A 19,151-nucleotide genomic window follows, 5' to 3' on the forward strand; every position below is an offset into this window, starting at 1 on the left:
TCTTATGACAAGAGTGACGGAGTCGGCTGGAGATACGCAATAGCGCTGAGAGGATTATTTTTTTCTTAACTGTGGTTATTTTGCCTCAGTTTTACAATTCGAAATGGAGGAATAAACAATGTCAACAACAACAACAACAACAACGCATGTGACGTCCAACGCTTCCTTTTCCGATGTCGTTAAAGGCCGTCGCTCGGTAAGGAATTACGATTCGACTTTCAAAATTTCCAAGGAAGATATGACGGAGCTGCTGACGGAAGCTCTACGCGCTCCCTCCTCTTCCAACGTTCAGCCTTGGCGGTTTCTGGTCATCGATTCCCAAGAGCTCAAGGATAAGTTGCTTCCCATCGCTTTCAATCAACAGCAGGTTGTAGAAGCTTCCGCGGTCATTGCGGTGCTAGGCGATCTGGAGAGCTACAAGCTCGTGGACAAGATTTACAACCGGGCTTACGAAGCGGGGTATATGCCCGAAGCGACTAAGGACGCATTTATCTCCAGAACGACGCAAATGTACTCCTCCTTGCCGCCGGATGTCGCGCGCAAAATTATTTATACGGACGGCGGCCTCGTATCCATGCAACTGATGCTGTCGGCCAAAGCGAGAGGCTACGATACGGTGCCTATGGGCGGCTACGACGCGGCGAAGTTCGTTGAGGCGTTCGGAATCGGCGAGCGGTATATTCCGATTATGCTGATCGCGATCGGCAAAGCGGCCAAAGAAGGCCATCCTTCGGTTAGGTTGACGGTTGACGAAGTAGTCAGATGGAATGAATTCACGCTTTAAACAGCAAAAAAGGAGCTTCTTATCCAGCCTACAACGGCGGGGGGAAAGCTCCTTTTTCTTTTAAATTTAAGGGTTGATCCCCAGAGTATCTTTGGAATCTTTGGCTTTATCGGGTTTGGCGCGGTAATAAAACCAGCAATCGTTCAATAGACGAATTTGCCGGCGATCTTTTTTCTGGAATGCCGACATTAGCTGATTGCATAGCCATTGAGGCATCGAAATCGTCCTCCTCCCCTATCACATGCTGTATGAATAGCATATGGGGTTAGGCGGATGACCGTGCAGGTCCGAGGCAGGATTGGCGCCTACAGCATATCCTCATCTTCGTACCATTGCTCTAATTGGGCTTGAAGCGCGCGGATTTCGGTTAACAACGAGATCAATGGATACGAGCCTTCCCGAATAGAGGAGAACGTCTGCTCCAGCTCGTTCACGTACGTCAAGCCGCCGATGGCCGAGCGATTCTCGTCAAGCAGATCCAACGCGCGAAACTCGGCGATCGCTTTAGGAAGCTGAGGCACGTTGTCGGCCGTTAGCTTGGACAATTCTTTATGAAGGCGTAAGTTCAATGCGCTTAATTGGTAAGCGTGCGAAGCGGGCATCTCCACGAACTGGAGCTGGCCGTCTTCCTGCTGGAATAGAACGTAGGACATTTCAGGCATATGATGCGGTCTCCTCTCAACCATTTCTACTTGACAGTGTAGCCCAATCCGAGTCTACAATTCAAGTAGGTCAAGCAGATCCGTTCGACGGGAGCAAGGAGGAATGAAATTGAACGACCATGAGCTGCAACAATGGATCGAACGCGTGTCCCTTGCCTACTTCGGCAGGCCGTTCCTGCACCGTGCCTCCTTCAATTCGCGATTGCGGGCAACGGGCGGCCGTTATTTCACGAAGAGCCATAATATAGAAATCAACCCTCATCAATTGGCCGTGCACGGAGTAGATGAGACGGAAGCGATTATTAAACACGAGCTTTGCCATTATCATTTGCATCTGCAAGGCAAAGGATTCCAGCACAGGGACGCGGACTTTAAGCAATTGCTCGCCGAAGTCGGCGCGACTCGGCATTGCCGACCGCTGCCGGGGGCATCCAGAAGGCTTCCCGTTAAGTATTTGCTCGTGTGCAATAGCTGCGGCATGAACTATCCGCGCAAACGGCGTACGGACCCGCGTAAGTACGCGTGCGGCCGTTGCAGGGGCCGGCTCAAGCTGCTGCAGGTGCAGCAGGCCGAGCCGACGGTAGGCGGTTAGGAGCAGCGGACCCGAACCGAATCGTTTAGATCTTAGTGCTTGCCGGAGCGGTTTGCTTTTGCTGTTGAGAAGCTGCAGGTTCCTTTTGGCGCGTTGTATTTCTTACGAACAAAGCGATGCCAAGGAACGCGATAGCCATCATCAGCGCGCCGACTTCAAGGCTTGGAACGATATGGTCGGCGAAGTCCTGAGGAGAGCGAATATCCGCGCCGGATTGAAAGATCAATCCGCTGATCGCGATGCCGAACACTCCGCCCAGCTCGCGGGTAGCGTTACCCATGCCGCTTGCTTCTCCTGCCGCGTCTTCCGGTGCCGAAGAGATGAGGCCGTGGGAGAGCGGAGTGAAGCTGAGCCCCATTCCGGTTCCCGCCAGCATCATCGGTCCAAGAATGTAGATGAAAGGGAAGTCGAAGCCTTGCGATCGGATGACATAAGCGAACCAAGCAAGGGCGACGGCTTGGAACAAAAGTCCGAACAGCAGTACGGTCCTGTTGCCCAATCGGCTGATGGCAAGACCGGCCAACGGCGCGGCGATCATCGTCATCGTCGTCCAAGCCATCTCCCGGACTCCGGCTCCAAGCGGCGTATTCCCTTGCGCTTGCTGCAGGAACAAGGTGAGCAGGAAGATAGCCCCGAATACGCCCGCGTTCATCCAGAAGCCTGCGAACGTGTAGAAGGTATAGGCTTTGTTGCGGAACAGTTCGAATCGCAAGAACGGAGTTTTGCGGGTTTTCTCCCACAAATAAAAGAGAACGAGCAACACGCCTCCCAGCGCCATTGAGCCGTATACGATAGGAGTACCCCAACCTTCCGAATTTCCTCTTTCCAAGCCGAAGATAATTCCGAACAATCCGGATGTGAGCAGAAGCACGCCGATCGGATCGAACGGTTTGCGAACCCCGCGCGACTCCTCAAGCCATTTTAGCCCGAGCGCGAAAGCGAGAAGCCCGACGGGAACATTTACATAGAAAATAACTTGCCACGGAGCGCCTTCCATGATCAAGCCCCCGACAAGCGGCCCTACGCTAAGGCCCAAGCCGGATATTCCCGACCAAAGGCCGATGGCTGCAGCTCTCTTCTCGCGAGGAAACGCGTTGTTTACCAACGTCAAGCTGAGGGGGACGATTGCGGCTCCTCCTACGCCTTGCAGGGCTCGCGATAGGATCAATTGTATGGAGGTTTCGCTAAGACCCGAGAACAGAGAGCCGAGCGTGAAGAGGACGACGCCGCCTAAGAACACCTTCTTCCTTCCTATCGTGTCGCCTAATACGCTGAATGGGATGAGCAGAACCGCGAAAGCAAGGGTGTAGGCGTTCATAAACCATTCCAGATCGGAAAGGGTAGCGCCCAGATCCTCCTGGATAGAAGGGAGCGCGACTCCGAGCACCAGATTATCGAGCATGGCCATGAACAAGGCGATACAGGTAACGAACAGCAAACGTACGCGTGCGGGGGGAAACATGTTAAATCTCTCCTTTTCGATTAATCTTATTTATTGATAAATAAATGAAAGTCGTGTAAGTTGCTGATTATTGAAAACCAGACAGGGAGCGATATTGATTTGAATAAGTTGAATTCCCGATATCGAATTCCATGAATACGAGACGAATAATTTTTGATTTATTGATAAATAAATACAAGCCTTAGAAAAAACCTCGGTTAATCGAGGTCGTTGAACCAAGGGGAAAGCTTAGGCAGTTCCAGTACTTCCGACAAAGTTACGATCAAGCCGCATGAGATAAAGGTGCTTGCAGCCCATGACGGGTTGGGAACGTTGGCATTTTGAAACCGTGTCAGAATACGATCGTAGATTTCCGAATACTTATCCTTGACGAAGTCCCGAATCGACGGTTCCGGCGTCGTGAAACTTTGCATGAGGAGCAGCATCTCGTTCCGGTGGGACTCCAGCAATACGTTGAACGCTCTGCCCATTTGGATGCTCAGCTCTTCGGGAGGGGCCTCTATGGAGAAGAAGGCGTTCATCATTCTCGTGAATGCCCGATCCAATACGGCTAGATAAAGCTGTTCTTTGGATTTGAAAAAATGGAACACATAGGGCTGGGTAACTCCAACGTCTTCCGCGACATGCGCGGTCGTTGTTTTATAGTAACCCTGAGAGGCGAACAAGGCTGCTGCGCTATTGATGATCTGGTCTTTTCGGCTTGCTGCGACTTCCTCTTTGGGGCTCACTTCGGCATCGGCTCCTTTTTCGTCGATTTGATTTATTAATCAATAAATAACATTTAAATCCACGCGATGTCAATGCCGTTTTCCCATATTCTTCATATATCATTGCGCGGAAATTGGCTTCAGAAAAAGGTTAAAAAAACTTTCCGCAATTGCTTGACTTACCGATCGAACCATGATAAATTATTACTTGTCGCTTTTGAAACTTTCCCTGATAGCTCAGTTGGTAGAGCACTCGACTGTTAATCGAGTTGTCACAGGTTCGAGTCCTGTTCGGGGAGCCATGGGGAGATACCCAAGTGGCTATAAGGGGCTCCTCTGCTAAGGGAGTAGACGTGTCATGCGTGCGAGGGTTCGAATCCCTCTCTCCCCGCCATGTGTATTCAATAAGACGACTTGAAGGAGTTCATCGGCCTCGTGCTGATGGACTCTTTTTGATTTTCTGCCAATGGATCGAAAAGTCCCCGCCCTAACCAACGGACTTTTTGGAATTATGCCGGCAATGCTGGGGGATTCTAAAAATAAGGTGTTGGCAAGGCGTTAAGGGTGAGGTATGTGTGAATATGTGCAGAATAAGGTGAGGGCATAAACTTATTTGCTACGGATTACAGAGTATCGGGTATTGGAGCTACAAATAAGGTGATGCCAAGGCGTTAAAGGTGGGGGAAGGCGCAAATTGGTGTAGATTAAGGTGATGGCATACCGTTATGGTTCAGAATGGGTAGACCGATCGAAGTAAAAAGAACGAAATGATCGATTTTCCAACCCAACATTTGGAATAAAACTTTCGTGAAAATTGTTCGAAAAAATGCTTGCACTGAGCAATCGATTCGGATATAATCATATTTGTCGTCTGAAACGGGTAGCGGTAAAAAGCACTCATCTCTCACTGGAATGGCCCCTTGGTCAAGCGGTTAAGACACCTCCCTTTCACGGAGGTAACAGGGGTTCGAATCCCCTAGGGGTCACCATGCGAGCCATTAGCTCAGTTGGTAGAGCACCTGACTTTTAATCAGGGTGTCGTAGGTTCGAGTCCTACATGGCTCACCATTTATTTGTTCCGAAAGGCTTACGCCGAATCGGACGACGTTTCATCATATGCGGTCGTGGCGGAATGGCAGACGCACCAGCTTGAGGGGCTGGCGGTAGCAATACCGTGGAGGTTCGAGTCCTCTCGACCGCACCATACTTAAGAAGCTGAAATCCCTTGATACGTAAGGGATTTTTTGTTTGTGTTTTTACCGAATCAGTGAAGGCGAGGGCGGGAGAAATGCTCAAAATAGCTAATCTGAGACCTGTTAGTATGCGGGAACCAAGTACAAAAATATCATATGCACGATCTCGAAAGGCCATTTCATTACTGCTGGTTTACACCTTCCAAAATCCCCCTTATGATGGACGGATGGGATATTATTGAATGAAGGGAAGGTATTATGAATACAGGAATCCGCATTCTATTAAGTCTTTCTATAATGGCAAGCATGGCTGTCGCAGCCCCCATTGGGATTACCGCACCTCAAGCTGCAGTTGCCGCAACCACACAAACGAAGGCGATGCCTGCCACATCTACAGTCTATGTGAACGGTCAAGAGATGCAGTCTGACCTCTATACCATCAGCATCTGCAAAAAGGTTAATGCCACAGATCACTATTGCGACATTAACGACGACCTCTATGTGAAGCTTCGCGATTTTGCCAAAACGTTGCAAGGGACAGATAAGGAATTCGCCGTCGGGTATGACAGCGCGAAAAAGAAAATGAATTTGCTTTCAGGGAAAGCCTACAAGCCGGTTGGTGGCGAACTAAAGAAAACTAACTCGGAGAGCTTACAGAATGCGAAACCGTCGGATGCCGGCTTGTTATTGGATGGTCAAGCTGCAACCGCCACAGCCTATACGATTAAGGGTAGCACCTACTACAAGCTGCGCGATCTATGTACAATATTCAAGCTGCCGGTATCAACCCGAACCTACGATAACAGCATTCGAATCCATACCTATGGTGAACTTTCAACGACTTTAGTTGCAGGGAATACGCTGGAGCGGTCAAGCGTTGATTATAACTATTCCAATTGGTTTAGCCCTTCTAAACGATTCTTATATATAAGCGGCGGACAACTCCAAGTACTCGAGGCATCCGAGACGAGATCACAGCTTATCATTCATTCGTTCTCATCCGACTATAAGGAGCTAGGCCAGAAGAAAGTTCCGATGGAACTACCTCTATTCGGCGGTTTTCATCAAAGCCAAGACGGAAACTACTATGTAATCTACGGTCAGAATAATCGGGAGGATTCCGACCGTAAAGTCGTATACCGGGTTGTGAAATACGACAATTCTTGGAAGAAGATCGCACAGGTCGACATTACCGATGTGTATGTATCCGAGCCATTCCATGCAAGCAACGTGACGATGGACAGCTATAACGATAAGCTGATCATCCATTCCGGGCGCCTGAGGTATCTTACTGATGACGGACTTCGCCACCAATCGAATATCAGCTTCCTGATTGATACGAAGACAATGACCGTATTGGAGCAACCGATGAACCATGTCAGTCATTCCTTTGCAACCTACGTTCGTTTCGACGGGAACCGAATAGTGTATGTAGATCACGGTGATGCCTGGCCGAGGTCGATCGTCCTGCAGGTTGAGTCTAATGGCGGCATCGAGCAGACCGTCGATTTAATAACGTTCCCCGGAAAATTAGGCGACAACTATACGGGCGCAAATTTAGGCGGACTTGAAGTAGCCAGCTTGAATGATTTGATTGTAGGCGCCGACAGCGGCACCAAGGGAACCAAAAACGTGTTCTTAAGCGTCGTGCCGAAGAATGCACAGCAATCCTCCGATGTGAAGACGATATGGCTGACGAATTATACGACGAAGTCGAGCGTGCGGATCAAAAACCAGACTCACCTCGTCAAGCTAAGCGATAACAAGTTTGTTGTTATGTGGGAGGAGTTAACGGAAGCCGGCGAACCAACTGTGGTGTATGCAGTTATTGACGGATCCGGCTCCATTATTCAGAAGCCGAAGAAGTTGCCGGGCGTGCCGTCCCCGGGTAACATGATGCCGCTTGTACAGAACGGGAACCTAACTTGGTATTATTCACAAACTACAGATCTTGTAGAGTGGTATACACTGCGAATCCAGTAATGCATCTATAACAACGTATAGGGCCACCATCGATTGAAGTGCTCCCCGTTAAGTAGACAGTACTATAAATAAAAATCAGCTAAGCGGCCTTCGTCCTGAATTCCATGGGACTGAGGCCGTTTAATTTTTTCTGTAATTTTGAAAAGATTCATACATCACGCGAAAATCTTGAGCCAACCATTCAGGCATCGCCTTTATGGCTTGTTGATACTATGAGTCCAGATCGTCTCCGGCATAACGCACGGGTTTTCCGAAATGAAAGGCATACGTCTCCGCAATCGCCTCTCCCGTTAAGGCTACCGGTCCGATAAGAGGAAATTCCCGATTTTCGTATCCGTCCAGAAGGAGCGCGTTCGCGGCCGCATAGGCAATATCCTTGGCATCGACTCTATGCAAACCGACCGAACCGAGCGGCTGAGGGTAAACCCCATAATTCATAACGGCTTCTTGGAACCAGATATCATTTTGGAAGAAATTGTTCGGGCGAAGTATCGTATACTTTATGTCGGATTGTTTAATGGCCTCCTCAATCCCGATCTTGCCCTTAATGTGAGGGATGTGCAGCATATGCTCGTGCATAGGAACGGATAAAAAAACGATCTTGCGAACACCCGCTTGCTTGGTCGCTTGAACGGCCGCAACGCCTTGAGCCGTCTCCGTTCGCGACATGCCGAGCAACAAGAATACGGCATCGACCTGCTCGAAGACCCGGCCCAGACGGTTTGGAGCCTCCAAATCTCCTTGGGCCCACTCCACGTTCTCATATCCTTGCCGGGAGCGCTGCGGATCCCTTGAGAGAATGCGCAGGGACGCTTTGCGCTTTAGAAGTTCGGGAACCAAATGGCTGCCTATCGTGCCGGTTCCGCCGGTGACTAGAATTCTCATATTTCATCATCCTTTTCAGTTGGTGTGCTGCGGAGCGAGTAGTTTTTCGCCCTACACCCTAAAACTATCACTTAACCCGATAACCAACTATCGAGCGAATGACGTATTCCTTTCCTTTCCATTACGTATTCTTGATTTGATTAAAGATCTCGTTACTATTTTTTAATAAAGAAGAGGAAAAATCTATTTCTCTGCGTAGTGTACAACAAAGCGAATAGAAAGGCTGATGACAAGGTGCAAAGCGTACGAAAATGGATTGCCGTTTCAGCTTCGTCATTGTTGTTGCTCTCTCTTGCGGCGTGCGGCAATGCGACTCCGACCGTGGACGAGGTTAAGAGCGGTTTAGAGACGGCGATTTCCGATCTCAAGGATTGGACCGGGCAGCAGGTGGAGTCGCTTGATGCCGTGAACGATCGCGTTACGGCATCGACCAAGAACATCGTCGATTTGTTCGGAGAGTTGAAATTCGATCTATCCTTCCGGGAGAACGGAATCGGTTTCTCCAATTCGAGCGGCGTCGAAGGAGTCGTCGGAGTCCAAGGGAATTGGCTCGTTCTAGACGTAGCGTTCCCGAGCAGCAATGCGGATGCGGCTCATACGGTTAATCGGGTTCTCACAGTATTCTCCGGCAACAATTGGGCCGAGGACCGGTTAACGGCGATCACTAACGGGAACGAGCCCCAAACGACGCAACTGGAGAACGGCTGGATCGAGACGGATGGACAACTCGTCAAGGTACATCTGGAAAAGGCTCTGATCTGACGAAAAACCGCGAATGATGCGGATAAGACTCCCTGGGGAGGAGTAGAAGGCCGTTTATTCGCCGATTCCGGGTCTACAAACGCATAGAAGACAATTGGATTGCCTTTCTCCTAGCTTAGCTCCGTGGTATGATGCCAACTGTATGTGATTTTGCAGTGCATGGCGAAGGGGATTATAGACGGAGTATGGAGAAAAAGCTTTCCCTATGGGCGCTTTCTTGGCCTATTATGATCGAAATGTTCCTTCAATTCGCGATCGGAACGGCGGATACGCTTATGGTAAGCCGTATTTCCGACGATGCGGTTGCGGTTGTAGGTTTTTCAAATCAGTTTTTTAACGCGGTGCTGATTATATTCATGTTGGTCGCCAGCGGCGCGGGAATTTTGATCTCACAGCGGCTGGGGGCGGGGCTTCGCGCGGAAGCCCGCACGATCGGCACGATGGCTATCGTCCTGACGGGGGCTCTCGGAGTCGTCGTCAGCGTCGTTCTTTTGTTCGGGACGGGGTCTTTCGCCGCGGCTCTGCAAATGCCGGAAGAAATTCGCCCTCTTGGCCATACTTATATGTCCATTGTCGGCGGAGGCATGGTGTTTACCGCGCTGAACGCCGCGCTCAGCACCTGTGTGAGGAATACGGGGGATACGCGCTCTCCCATGTATATCGCGTTCGCCATGAACATCCTGCACATCGTCCTGAATGCGCTATTCATCTTCGGCGCCCTCGGATTCCCGAAATGGGGGCTGTTCGGAGTGGCGTTATCGACGTTGTTCGTTCGAGTGTTGGCGGTGCTGTTGCTGCTTCGGCTGTTTCGTCATGCGTTCGAAGCGCCGATCGCTTGGCGCGAGTTCGGTAAATTCGATTTGCGCCTGTTGAAGGAAGTATTCAAGATCGGATGGCCGATGAGCGTAAACGGTGCTTCCTGGCAAGTCTCGCAGCTAGCGATCACGAGCTTGATCGGGGTTATGGGGGCCCAGGCGCTGGCGGCTAGAACGTATATGAACACGATGGAGTCGTTCGCCTTCACGATCGGATGGTCGCTCGCGATGGCCGTACAGATCCAGATCGCCCGTGAGTACGGCGCCGGGCGATATAGGGAGGCCTACTACAGCTGCTATCGCGCGCTCGGAATCGGGATGGTTCTAGTAATGATCAACACGGGATTGATTCTCTTGTTCCGGGAGTCGATTCTTAATTTCTTTACGGCGGATCCGTGGATCGTGGATATGGCCGTTTCGCTACTATGGCTGAATTTGTTGCTGCAGCCGGGGAAAATGCTTAACATGGCGCTCGGGCAGTCGATTAACGCGATCGGCGACGGCCGATTCAGCATGAAGGTATCGTTGCCGTGCATGTGGATCGTTGCCGTCGGTTTGACTTACTTGCTCGGCATATCCTTGGAATGGGGGTTATACGGCGTCTACGCCGGGATGATTCTGGATGAATACTCTCGCGGAGTCATCATGTGGTTCCGCTGGCGGCGTCACCGGAAGTCCGGGGCATTCGCTTCCGCGTTCCGCCAATACAGCTCAAAGGAAATCCCTTGTTAACCAAGGGAATTTTTTTACTGTCGTTATTGACGATGATAATCATTATCGACAAGTATGAAGGTGTGAATCATTAACGGCAGCCGTTAATTCGGCCAACCAAAGGAGAGGGGAAGTTGCGGTGGCTAGCATCGTCATAATATCAATCGATGCTTGAACAAGAAAGCGCGGAAGCGAGATCGGAAGACGATCAAGAGAGGAAGGCTGCCGAGGAACCGATATTGATCGAGCTTCTGGCCAACCCCATTGGCGGACGATCTCAAGATAAATAAAGTCGCGAGGAAAGGCGTCATGAAATTGTTCGACGAGCCTTTCAGGAAAACTCTTGCTTTAACTGCCAGCGCAAGGTAAAATCTTACATCAAACGGAAGGGTTTCTAGGGAGCCGGAAGCGAGGATGCGCGGGAGCGCGCCAGCTTGCCGAACCGAGCGAAACCGGCTGCGGCTTCGTCCGCGTTACACCGTAGGGATAAAAGACCTTCGGCAAGTTCCGCTACTCTGTGGCGGAACTTGCCGAAGGTCTTTTTTGCTGTACCGTGGCAGAGAGAGAAAAGGGGGGAAGCTCGCATGTTGGCGTTACGGACTAGAGGACTTCGGAAAAGGTTTCAAGTGAAGAGGAAGGAAGCGGGGCTGTCGGCCAGCTTTCGTTCGCTCTGGAAACCGCAATGGGAGACGAAAGAAGCGGTGCGCGGCATCGATTTGGACGTTCGGGAAGGAGAGACGATCGCGTTCCTCGGACCTAACGGGGCGGGTAAATCGACGACGATCAAGATGCTGACCGGCATTCTTCATCCGACTTCGGGGGAAGCCGAAGTACTCGGGTTTACTCCGTGGAAAGAACGAGAAAGATTAGCGTTCCGGATCGGTACGGTATTCGGACAGAAGTCTCAGCTATGGTATCACTTGCCTCCCATGGACACGTTCGAGCTCATTAGCCGCGTCTACGAGATGAAGAGAGACGAATACGCAACAAGGAAAAACGATTTGATCGAGAGATTCGAGCTGGGCCCGTATTTGCACACGCCGGTACGCAAGCTGTCGCTCGGAGAACGCATGCGTTGCGAGATCGCGGCTTCGCTGCTTCACCGTCCCAAGCTGTTGTTCCTGGACGAACCGACTATCGGCCTCGACGCTGTCGTCAAGCAGCGGATTCGGGAGCTCATCCGGGAACGGAACCGCACCGAAGGGACGACCGTCTTCCTCACCTCGCACGATGCCGGCGACGTAGAGACTCTGTGCTCGCGGGCGGTCGTCATTCATCATGGAGGCGTTCTGATCGACGAACCGGTAGACCGAATGAAGCGTGAAGTCCTGAGCCGTAAAAATATCACGTTAACGTTATCGTCCGGAATCGACCATGAAGCTCTGCCCGCCATCTCGGGAGCGGAGTGGCTCCGGGAAGAAGGCAGCAGCTATCGATTAACGGTCGATCTGAAGCAGACGAACATCGAACGCGTGATGGGGGAGCTGATCGGGCGCGTAAGCTTCACCGACGTTAACGTCGAGGATCCGCCGCTTGAGGAAATCATCAAGCACGTATACGGCATGCGTTTGGAGAGGGAGGGAGAAGGATGAACGGGGAGAGCAATCGTTGGGGAGCGATGGGAAGAAAAGCGTTCGCTGTCGGCCGGATAACTTTCCGCCATCAACTCGCTTACAAAACCGACTTCGTCATGCGCTGTTTTTTCTTGCTGTTTATCCTCTACGTATTCATTCAATTGTGGTCCGCCGCTTACGACGGGAATTTCACGACCGTCATCGCCGGGTTCACTCTGAAGCAGATCGTCTGGTATCTCGTTTTCACGGAGGCTTTGACGCTTGCCGCGCCGCCGGTATGCACGCGAATCGAGGAAGAGGTGAAGAACGGGGACGTCGCGATTCGGCTAACCCGCCCGCAATCTTATGTCGCCTATCACTTCTCGGTGTTTGCTTCCGAGGCGTTGTTGCGCTTCTTCGTTCACCTTATCGTCGGCAGCGCGATCGCTTGGGCTTTCGTCGGGGCGCCGTCATTCGGATTCGGGTGGATGGGACTGCTAGCTTTAAGCGCCGGAGCGCTGACGATCACCTTCCTGCTGCTGATGCTAGTCGGGTTATGCGCGTTCTGGGTGGAGGAGACGAGCGGACTATACTTCGTGTTGCAGAAACTGCAATTCACGATAGGCGGCATGCTGCTGCCGATCGATTTGATGCCGGAGTGGCTGCAGCGAGTTTGCGCATGGCTTCCTTTTCAAGCGGCGTTATATTTTCCCGCGAGGATGGCGGTTCATTACGATGCCGCGCTGCTTGCAGGCCAAGCGGGAATACAGGCGGCTTGGATAGTCGGTCTCGGGCTTGCGGTCGGTTGGTTATATCGGAGAGGGGTGACTAAGCTGCATGTTAACGGGGGCTAAAATCGGAGCGAATATCCGGTTCGTGTTAACTAGCTGGAAGGTGAACTTGGCGTCGGCGATGGAATACCGGTTAAGCTTCCTTTTGCTTGCCGGAATGATGTTCGTCAACAATTTCATTTGGCTGTTCTTCTGGGGATTGTTCTTCGAACGGTTTCCGATCGTGCAAGGCTGGGAGCTGCGGGACGTCATGATGTTATGGGCGATCAGCGCGGGAGGCTTCGGTTGGGCTTCCATGCTATTCGGCAACTTTCCCCGTATCGCGGGAATCATTGCCACGGGCCAGCTGGACGTCTACTTATCGCAGCCGAAGCCGGTACTGCTTAACGTACTCGCGAGCCGAAGCTCCGTCACGGCCGCGGGAGATTTCGCGTTCGGTCTCGTCGTCTATTTCATGGTCGGAGATCTGTCCATCCGGGGGGCTCTGCTGTTCCTGCTCGGTCTGCTTATAAGCGGGCTGCTATTCATGGCGGTAATGATCATCGCGGGATGTTTGGCCTTCTATATGGGACACGCGGAAGGAATAGCGCACCAGCTGTTCGTCAGCTTTATCGCGCTAACGACTTATCCGTCCAATATATTCCGCGGATTCGCGAAGCTGGTGTTGTTCTCCGTAGTGCCTGCAGGCTTCATCAGCTATTTGCCCATAGGGTTGCTTAAGGAGTTCGATGCGGCATTCGTTGCGATTGCCGTGGCGTTGACCGCCGCATTTACGCTTGCGGGCGTCTTCTTCTTCCGATTGGGCTTGCGCCGCTACGCTTCCGGCAACACGATCGCCATGAGGAGCTGAAGCCGTTCACGGCTCGATTTGGATAAATGATAGGCTCGAAAAGAGCATGGAACCGCTGTCGGCAAGGTGTTAATTTGGGAGGGAGGGTTGATCCAAGGATCGTAGAGAGGCGGTTGAAGCGCGATCATGAGTCTAGGGAAAAGCGAAAGCGGCTACGATTGTTGGTTAGGTTATCGTTATATCGATAACGGTAAATTGCGCGAAGCGTATTTGAAGAGCTGCTCGCGCCTGAAGGTATTCGGAGAGTCGGCGATCTTGCATTCCGCGCGAAGAGAGCTGGAGATTGCGCTCAATGCGATGCTCGGATTATCGCTTAACGATAACGGGATAGTAGGGGATGAACCGGCTATCGTGGCCGGAACCTTCGGCAGCTCGCCGGCGTTCGACGGGGTGGCGGCGAAGTTCGATCCGGCCGAGCTGGGCGAAGAAGGGTATGTCGTCCATACGGCCGACGATGGCACGATCTATCTAGCGGCGGCTGAGGATATAGGCGTGCTCTATGCCGCGTTTCATTTGATCCGGCTGCTGCAAATCGGGGAAAGCATCGAAAAGCTGGCCGTTCGCGAGGTTCCCGGCAACGGATTGCGCATGATTAACCATTGGGACAACTTGGATGGGTCGATCGAACGCGGATATGCGGGAAATAGCTTTTTTTATCGCGACAATAAGTTTGTTGCGGATTTCGGCCGTATCAGGGATTATGCGCGCTTGTTGGCATCGGGGGCAATCAACGCGGCGGCGATAAACAACGTGAACGTGCATCGAGAGGAATCGAAGCTGATTACCGAAACGTTGTTGCCCGATGTGGCCAAGGTCGCGGATATTTTCCGGGAATACGGCATTCGCTTGTATTTGAGCGTCAATTTTGCGAGCCCGATCGAAATCGGGGGACTGGATACGGCAGATCCGCTTCATCCGGATGTCGCCCGTTGGTGGGAAGAAGCGGCGAGAGGGATTTACCGCCGGATCCCGGATTTCGGCGGTTTCCTCGTGAAGGCGGATTCGGAATTCAGGCCAGGTCCCTTCACGTACGGGAGAAACCATGCGGATGGGGCGAACATGCTCGCGAATGCGCTTGAGCCTTATGGCGGAGAAGTCATTTGGCGATGCTTCGTATACAACTGCTTGCAGGACTGGCGCGATCGGTTAACGGACAGGGCGCGCGCGGCTTACGATCATTTTATGCCTCTGGACGGACAATTCCGGGATAACGTACTGCTGCAAATCAAGAACGGGCCGATGGATTTTCAAGTCCGTGAGCCCGTATCGCCGCTATTAGGCGGATTGAAGCAAACGAATCAAGTGATGGAGCTGCAAATAACCCAAGAATATACCGGACAGCAACGCCATCTGTGTTACCTAGTTCCGCAGTGGAAGGAAGCGTTGGCGTTCGACACTTATGCCGGAGGGGAAGGCTCGACGATCGCGGACATTGCCAGCGGGAGGCTGTTCGGCAACGGAAGGGGAGGAATCGCGGCGGTATCGAATATCGGGGATGATCCGAATTGGACCGGACATGATCTTGCCCAGGCGAACTTCTACGGGTTCGCGAGGCTGGCGTGGAATCCGCGCTTAAGCTCCGAGCAAATCGCGAAGGAATGGATTGGAATGACATTCCCCCATGATCCGGAGACCGCGAAGGTCGTTGCCGGGATGCTTCTCGACTCCTATTCGATCTATGAATCCTATACGGCACCGCTCGGCGTCGGTTGGATGGTCAATCCAGATCACCACTACGGCCCGAACGTCGACGGCTACGAATATTCGAAGTGGGGCACTTACCATTTCGCGGATAACGAAGGAATCGGGGTCGATCGAACGGCACGATCCGGCACCGGCTATACCCGACAGTATCATTCCCCGCAATCGGACATGTACGAAGCGCTTGAAACGTGCCCGGACGAGCTGCTCCTGTTCTTCCATCACGTTCCGTATACTCATGCGTTGAAATCCGGCAAGAGCGTCATCCAGCATATTTACGATTCGCACTTCGAAGGGGCGGACAGGGCGGCACGTCAGCTCGAGCAATGGGACTCCGTCAAGGCGAAGGTCGATCCCGGGATATACAACCGCGTAAGGAAGCGTCTCGTTGATCAAGCGGAGCATGCCCTAGAATGGCGAGATCAGATCAATACGTACTTTTATCGCAAATCCGGGATCGCGGACATGCACGATCGGGTGATATATTAGCGCGTCGCTCATAAAGACGCTGCGCATTCAACCGATTCGTTACAAGCCCGTGATCCTCTCTCGGTGAGTATAAATGTTCATGGAATCCGCGCGAATGAATCCGACGCAGGTGATCCCAAGGTCTTCGGCTAGACGGAGAGCGAGATCGGTCGGAGCGGATTTGGACAACAAGATGGGGCAGCCGATTTTGGCTGCCTTTAGCACGACTTCGGAAGACAGCCGACCGCTGAACGCGATGACGCATTGTTTGGTCGGAAGCTTTCGGCGCAGACTGTGGCCGAAAAGTTTGTCGAGGGCGTTATGCCGGCCGATGTCGGTACGGACCTCTATTAGGTCCTCATTATCGCAAAGCGCCGCATTATGAAATCCGCCCGTGAGATGGAAATCGATGGAGCTGAGTTGCATGCGTTTCATCAACTCGAAGCACCGCTCCGCCGAAATCGTCGTTCCTCCGATCAAGGTTTTCGCGGTACGCGCATCGTTATGGAAGTAGAATTGCCGGCTCTTGCCGCAGCAGGAGCCGACGATCCGCTTCGAGTGGAACTCCTTCGCGGTCGATTGCGGCCGATGAAGCTCGACGTAAGCGAATCCGCGATCCTCGTCGATAGACAGACCCTTGATGTCATCCGTCGAACGAATGACTCCTTCCGATGCGAGGAAGCCGACGACGAGATCGGTCAGGTCGCTCGGAGAACAGACGATCGTCGCGAATTCTTCGCCGTCCAGACGAATCGTGAGCGGGAATTCGGCGGCGACGTCGTCTTCCACTTCCGCGCAATGATCCCCGTTTATTTTCGTCGTCCGCCATGTGACGCAGGACTGTTGTTCCAACTTTATTCCTCCGTTCAGCTCCGGTTATCCCGGCAAATCCAATTCTAATTCTTCGATCCGGCGTTCCACGTAACGTGTGTCCTTCAACGCGTGATACGATTCCGCTTTCTCCACGACAACGGCGGCATTGTACTCGGGAATGCCTGCATGCGGCTCGTATACGCCTTTCGGGAGCAATGAGTTTCCTTCCGGCCAATAGAGCTCGATGTTGCCCGGCGCGATATCTTCAAGCTTCGACCTCCCGTGCATGACGCCGTAACGGTTGTACGCTACGATGGCATCCCCTTCGCGAATGCCTAGCTTATCCGCGTCCCCGCGATTCATCAGCACGTCGTAACGTCCGGCTCCGTTGAATGAATCTGTCTCGCTGTACACCATCGAATTGAACTGTTTGCCCTGCGCGTAGTCGCGTAAAATTTCCCTTCCGGCTTGCGAAGCTCGGGCAGCTCGATAGCCAGCAATCGGCCTTTTCCGTCATCCGTCGGGCACACTCCGCCCTCGCACAGCCACGCGCCTCCCCATTGGAAAACGTCTCCTTGATTGGACAGATGCTGAATGCCGTTGTAGTTAGGAGCGGCCTGAGCAATCTCCTCCCGAATATGAGCGGCATCCTTGAACAGAACGGATTGGCGCCGATCGGTTTAACCCGTGCCGCCAAGTCGGAGTAAATCGCCCACTCCGGACGGGCTTCGCCTATTCTCGGTCCCCGGATTTCCGGCGAGAAATACACCATGCGCTCGGTGGAGGTGGAAGTGCCGCCGCCCGGTTGTTCGTAACGGGTCATCGCCGGCAACACCCATACTTCCTCCTTGGCGTCGGCGAGCGTCGAAGTATTCAGCACGATGTCTTGATGAACGCGGAGCTCCACGTTCTCCAAGCATAATTGTACGAACTCCGGCTCCGGCATCGTCTCGAGGAAGTTTCCACCCGACGTATAGAACAGCTTGAGCTTGCGTTCATGATCATTGGGCAGCATGGCATTCTCAAGAGTAACTCCAACGATGTCCCCTTGCCATCTAGGAAGCTCGAATCCCCATAACCGTTCGATTCGCTCGATGTCCTTTCCGTAAAATTCGCCCCCGGGCAAGCTGAACGGATCTGCTCCCATCTCGCCTGAGCCTTGCACTCCGCTATGTCCCCGAATCGGCATGACGCCGCAATGCTCGCGTCCAAGGAAGCCCCGAAGCAGCGCAAGGTTGGCGACCTGCGAAATATTGTCCGTTCCGAACCGATGCTGCGTCAGTCCCATGCTCCACACGAATACGCCGGATTTAGACCGCGCCAGCAACGCGGCGAACTCCTCGATGCGCTCTCGCGTCAAGCCGGAAGAGCGCTCGAGCTGTTCCCACTCTTGGCTCTCGATATGCGCTTTCAAGGATTCGTACCCGTTCGCGTGTTCGCGGACGAAATCATGGTCGATCGCGGAGCCCGGCTGTCTCTCCTCCATCTCGAACCATGCTTTCATGACGCCGTTCATGAAGGCGATATCCCCGCCGATGTTGACTTGGTAGAAATCGTCGGCGAGTTTCGTTCCGAATAGAGCGGATTCCGGAATCGAAGGAATCCAATATCCTTCCATTGCCGGCTCCCGATAGGGATTGATGACGATAATTTTCGTTCCTTTGCGTTTGGCCGCGTACATGTACTTCGTGGATACCGGCTGATTGTTGGCGGCGACGCTTCCCCAGAAGACGAGAACGTCGGTGCCGATCCAGTCCTTGTAGTTACAGCTGGAGGCTCCGATCCCGAGCGAACGTTTCAAAGCGGTCTTCGACGGGGAATGGCAAATCCGCGAAGCATTGTCGATATTGTTAGTGCCGATATATCGCGCGGCTTTGGCCGCCGCGTAATAGGATTCGTTCGTTATCCCGCGGGCCGTAAGATAGAACGCGAGCTGCTTCGGGTCGATGCCGCGGATTTTGCCCGCGATTCGATCCATCGCTTCGTCCCAAGTGGCGCGCCTGAACGAACGCTCGCCTTTGCCGCGCACCAAAGGATAGGGGATGCGGCCTAACGCGCGAAGCTGCGTGCTGTCCATGCGGCGAAGCTCCTCGATATCCGAATGGAGCACTTCGGGTTTAATGGCCGGCATCGTATTGAGGCGCAGCACGTTCAGCCTCGTCGTGCAAAGATGAGGCCCAGATAACGTCTGGTCGTACAGGCCGGATACGCCAAGCGCGCAACCGTCGCATACGCCTTTCGTTAATATACGATAGGCGTAAGGAAGATTGTCGCGGTTTTCCCACATGATTTTCATCGTTTCTCGGATGTGCTTCGGCTTTACTTTTCCCAGTCCGAAAGGGACTTTGCTCACCCATAGCTTCGGGCTAGGCCGGCTTGGCAGCTTCGTTCTGCCGGAATGTTTCGTTGTTCCCATGAT

Annotated in this window: 16 protein-coding genes, 5 tRNA genes and 1 pseudogene; 15 read left to right on the forward strand and 7 right to left on the reverse strand. The window is 52.7% G+C overall.

Features of this window, described 5'->3' with window-relative positions:
• Positions 1–118 precede the first annotated feature (118 nt).
• On the forward strand, positions 119–784 hold the full coding sequence (locus FPL14_RS20585; RefSeq protein ID WP_182299525.1) for a nitroreductase family protein: 666 nt from the start codon (positions 119–121) through the stop codon (positions 782–784).
• Positions 785–850: 66 nt separating this feature from the next.
• On the opposite strand, the gene cmpA is transcribed toward FPL14_RS20585, so the two are convergent.
• Both cmpA and FPL14_RS20595 read right to left on the reverse strand, forming a co-directional pair.
• Positions 851–1,000: a cortex morphogenetic protein CmpA gene (cmpA, locus tag FPL14_RS20590; protein ID WP_182299526.1), complete on the reverse strand. Its 150-nt coding sequence runs from the start codon at positions 998–1,000 to the stop codon at positions 851–853.
• Between the two features lie 89 nt (positions 1,001–1,089).
• Positions 1,090–1,446, reverse strand: coding sequence for a hydrolase/acyltransferase (locus tag FPL14_RS20595; protein WP_182299527.1), 357 nt, complete (start codon positions 1,444–1,446; stop codon positions 1,090–1,092).
• A 109-nt stretch (positions 1,447–1,555) separates the two neighbouring features.
• Here FPL14_RS20595 and FPL14_RS20600 point away from each other — a divergent pair, with 109 nt between their 5' ends.
• Entirely contained in the window at positions 1,556–2,038 is a 483-nt protein-coding gene (locus FPL14_RS20600) for a SprT family protein (protein ID WP_182304086.1), read from the forward strand.
• A gap of 25 nt (positions 2,039–2,063) precedes the next feature.
• Here FPL14_RS20600 and FPL14_RS20605 read toward each other — a convergent pair whose 3' ends face one another.
• Together FPL14_RS20605 and FPL14_RS20610 are read right to left on the reverse strand one after the other, a co-directional pair.
• Positions 2,064–3,500: an MFS transporter gene (locus FPL14_RS20605; RefSeq protein WP_182299528.1), complete on the reverse strand. Its 1,437-nt coding sequence runs from the start codon at positions 3,498–3,500 to the stop codon at positions 2,064–2,066.
• A 197-nt stretch (positions 3,501–3,697) separates the two neighbouring features.
• Positions 3,698–4,228: a TetR/AcrR family transcriptional regulator gene (locus FPL14_RS20610; protein ID WP_182299529.1), complete on the reverse strand. Its 531-nt coding sequence runs from the start codon at positions 4,226–4,228 to the stop codon at positions 3,698–3,700.
• A 205-nt stretch (positions 4,229–4,433) separates the two neighbouring features.
• Here FPL14_RS20610 and FPL14_RS20615 point away from each other — a divergent pair.
• From FPL14_RS20615 to FPL14_RS20640, 6 genes are all read left to right on the forward strand, one after another.
• Positions 4,434–4,509, forward strand: a tRNA-Asn gene (locus FPL14_RS20615).
• Position 4,510: 1 nt separating this feature from the next.
• A tRNA-Ser gene (locus FPL14_RS20620) sits at positions 4,511–4,601 on the forward strand.
• 520 nt (positions 4,602–5,121) lie between these two features.
• Positions 5,122–5,196 (forward strand) — tRNA-Glu (locus FPL14_RS20625).
• Positions 5,197–5,199: 3 nt separating this feature from the next.
• A tRNA-Lys gene (locus FPL14_RS20630) sits at positions 5,200–5,275 on the forward strand.
• A gap of 50 nt (positions 5,276–5,325) precedes the next feature.
• A tRNA-Leu gene (locus FPL14_RS20635) sits at positions 5,326–5,411 on the forward strand.
• A 247-nt stretch (positions 5,412–5,658) separates the two neighbouring features.
• Positions 5,659–7,383, forward strand: coding sequence for a hypothetical protein (locus FPL14_RS20640; protein WP_182299530.1), 1,725 nt, complete (start codon positions 5,659–5,661; stop codon positions 7,381–7,383).
• A 210-nt stretch (positions 7,384–7,593) separates the two neighbouring features.
• Here FPL14_RS20640 and FPL14_RS20645 read toward each other — a convergent pair whose 3' ends face one another.
• Positions 7,594–8,268 (reverse strand): SDR family oxidoreductase, encoded by a 675-nt coding sequence (locus FPL14_RS20645; RefSeq protein ID WP_182299531.1) that lies wholly within the window; start codon positions 8,266–8,268, stop codon positions 7,594–7,596.
• A gap of 234 nt (positions 8,269–8,502) precedes the next feature.
• On the opposite strand from FPL14_RS20645, the gene FPL14_RS20650 reads away from it, so the two are divergent.
• The 7 genes from FPL14_RS20650 (at position 8,503) to FPL14_RS20675 (ending at position 15,940) form a co-directional block, all read left to right on the forward strand.
• A complete protein-coding gene (locus tag FPL14_RS20650) occupies positions 8,503–9,030 on the forward strand; it encodes a hypothetical protein (protein ID WP_182299532.1) in 528 nt (175 codons plus the stop codon).
• A 185-nt stretch (positions 9,031–9,215) separates the two neighbouring features.
• On the forward strand, positions 9,216–10,577 hold the full coding sequence (locus tag FPL14_RS20655; RefSeq protein ID WP_229263602.1) for an MATE family efflux transporter: 1,362 nt from the start codon (positions 9,216–9,218) through the stop codon (positions 10,575–10,577).
• Positions 10,578–10,723: 146 nt separating this feature from the next.
• Positions 10,724–10,846: a hypothetical protein gene (locus FPL14_RS30375; RefSeq protein ID WP_267875383.1), complete on the forward strand. Its 123-nt coding sequence runs from the start codon at positions 10,724–10,726 to the stop codon at positions 10,844–10,846.
• 294 nt (positions 10,847–11,140) lie between these two features.
• Positions 11,141–12,148, forward strand: coding sequence for an ABC transporter ATP-binding protein (locus FPL14_RS20660; RefSeq protein WP_182299534.1), 1,008 nt, complete (start codon positions 11,141–11,143; stop codon positions 12,146–12,148).
• Entirely contained in the window at positions 12,145–12,963 is an 819-nt protein-coding gene (locus FPL14_RS20665) for an ABC transporter permease (protein ID WP_229263603.1), read from the forward strand. Before FPL14_RS20660 ends, FPL14_RS20665 begins: the two co-directional genes overlap by 4 nt.
• Complete coding sequence (locus FPL14_RS20670) at positions 12,947–13,750, forward strand: ABC transporter permease (RefSeq protein ID WP_182299535.1); 804 nt, start codon at positions 12,947–12,949, stop codon at positions 13,748–13,750. The genes FPL14_RS20665 and FPL14_RS20670 overlap by 17 nt, the downstream gene beginning before the upstream one ends.
• A gap of 126 nt (positions 13,751–13,876) precedes the next feature.
• Positions 13,877–15,940, forward strand: a complete 2,064-nt coding sequence (locus tag FPL14_RS20675) for an alpha-glucuronidase family glycosyl hydrolase (RefSeq protein ID WP_182299536.1) — start codon at positions 13,877–13,879, stop codon at positions 15,938–15,940.
• Positions 15,941–15,979: 39 nt separating this feature from the next.
• Here the strand turns inward: FPL14_RS20675 and fdhD are convergent, their stop codons facing one another.
• Both fdhD and FPL14_RS20685 read right to left on the reverse strand, forming a co-directional pair.
• Positions 15,980–16,771, reverse strand: coding sequence for a formate dehydrogenase accessory sulfurtransferase FdhD (gene fdhD / locus FPL14_RS20680; protein WP_182299537.1), 792 nt, complete (start codon positions 16,769–16,771; stop codon positions 15,980–15,982).
• Positions 16,772–16,795: 24 nt separating this feature from the next.
• A pseudogene (locus FPL14_RS20685) lies at positions 16,796–19,148 on the reverse strand (FdhF/YdeP family oxidoreductase).
• Between the last annotated feature and the right edge of the window lie 3 nt (positions 19,149–19,151).

The organism is Cohnella cholangitidis (assembly GCF_014107495.1).
Classification (GTDB): domain Bacteria; phylum Bacillota; class Bacilli; order Paenibacillales; family Paenibacillaceae; genus Cohnella; species Cohnella cholangitidis.

What these genes read in the sequence shown, in the direction of transcription:
- FPL14_RS20585 (WP_182299525.1), top strand. Translation starts at nt 119, where the DNA reads ATGTCAACAACAACAACAACAACAACGCATGTGACGTCCAACGCTTCC.
- cmpA (WP_182299526.1), bottom strand. Translation starts at nt 1,000, where the DNA reads ATGCCTCAATGGCTATGCAATCAGCTAATGTCGGCATTCCAGAAAAAA.
- FPL14_RS20595 (WP_182299527.1), bottom strand. Translation starts at nt 1,446, where the DNA reads ATGCCTGAAATGTCCTACGTTCTATTCCAGCAGGAAGACGGCCAGCTC.
- FPL14_RS20605 (WP_182299528.1), bottom strand. Translation starts at nt 3,500, where the DNA reads ATGTTTCCCCCCGCACGCGTACGTTTGCTGTTCGTTACCTGTATCGCC.
- FPL14_RS20640 (WP_182299530.1), top strand. Translation starts at nt 5,659, where the DNA reads ATGAATACAGGAATCCGCATTCTATTAAGTCTTTCTATAATGGCAAGC.
- FPL14_RS20645 (WP_182299531.1), bottom strand. Translation starts at nt 8,268, where the DNA reads ATGAGAATTCTAGTCACCGGCGGAACCGGCACGATAGGCAGCCATTTG.
- FPL14_RS20655 (WP_229263602.1), top strand. Translation starts at nt 9,216, where the DNA reads ATGGAGAAAAAGCTTTCCCTATGGGCGCTTTCTTGGCCTATTATGATC.
- FPL14_RS30375 (WP_267875383.1), top strand. Translation starts at nt 10,724, where the DNA reads ATGCTTGAACAAGAAAGCGCGGAAGCGAGATCGGAAGACGATCAAGAG.
- FPL14_RS20660 (WP_182299534.1), top strand. Translation starts at nt 11,141, where the DNA reads ATGTTGGCGTTACGGACTAGAGGACTTCGGAAAAGGTTTCAAGTGAAG.
- FPL14_RS20665 (WP_229263603.1), top strand. Translation starts at nt 12,145, where the DNA reads ATGAACGGGGAGAGCAATCGTTGGGGAGCGATGGGAAGAAAAGCGTTC.
- FPL14_RS20670 (WP_182299535.1), top strand. Translation starts at nt 12,947, where the DNA reads ATGTTAACGGGGGCTAAAATCGGAGCGAATATCCGGTTCGTGTTAACT.
- FPL14_RS20675 (WP_182299536.1), top strand. Translation starts at nt 13,877, where the DNA reads ATGAGTCTAGGGAAAAGCGAAAGCGGCTACGATTGTTGGTTAGGTTAT.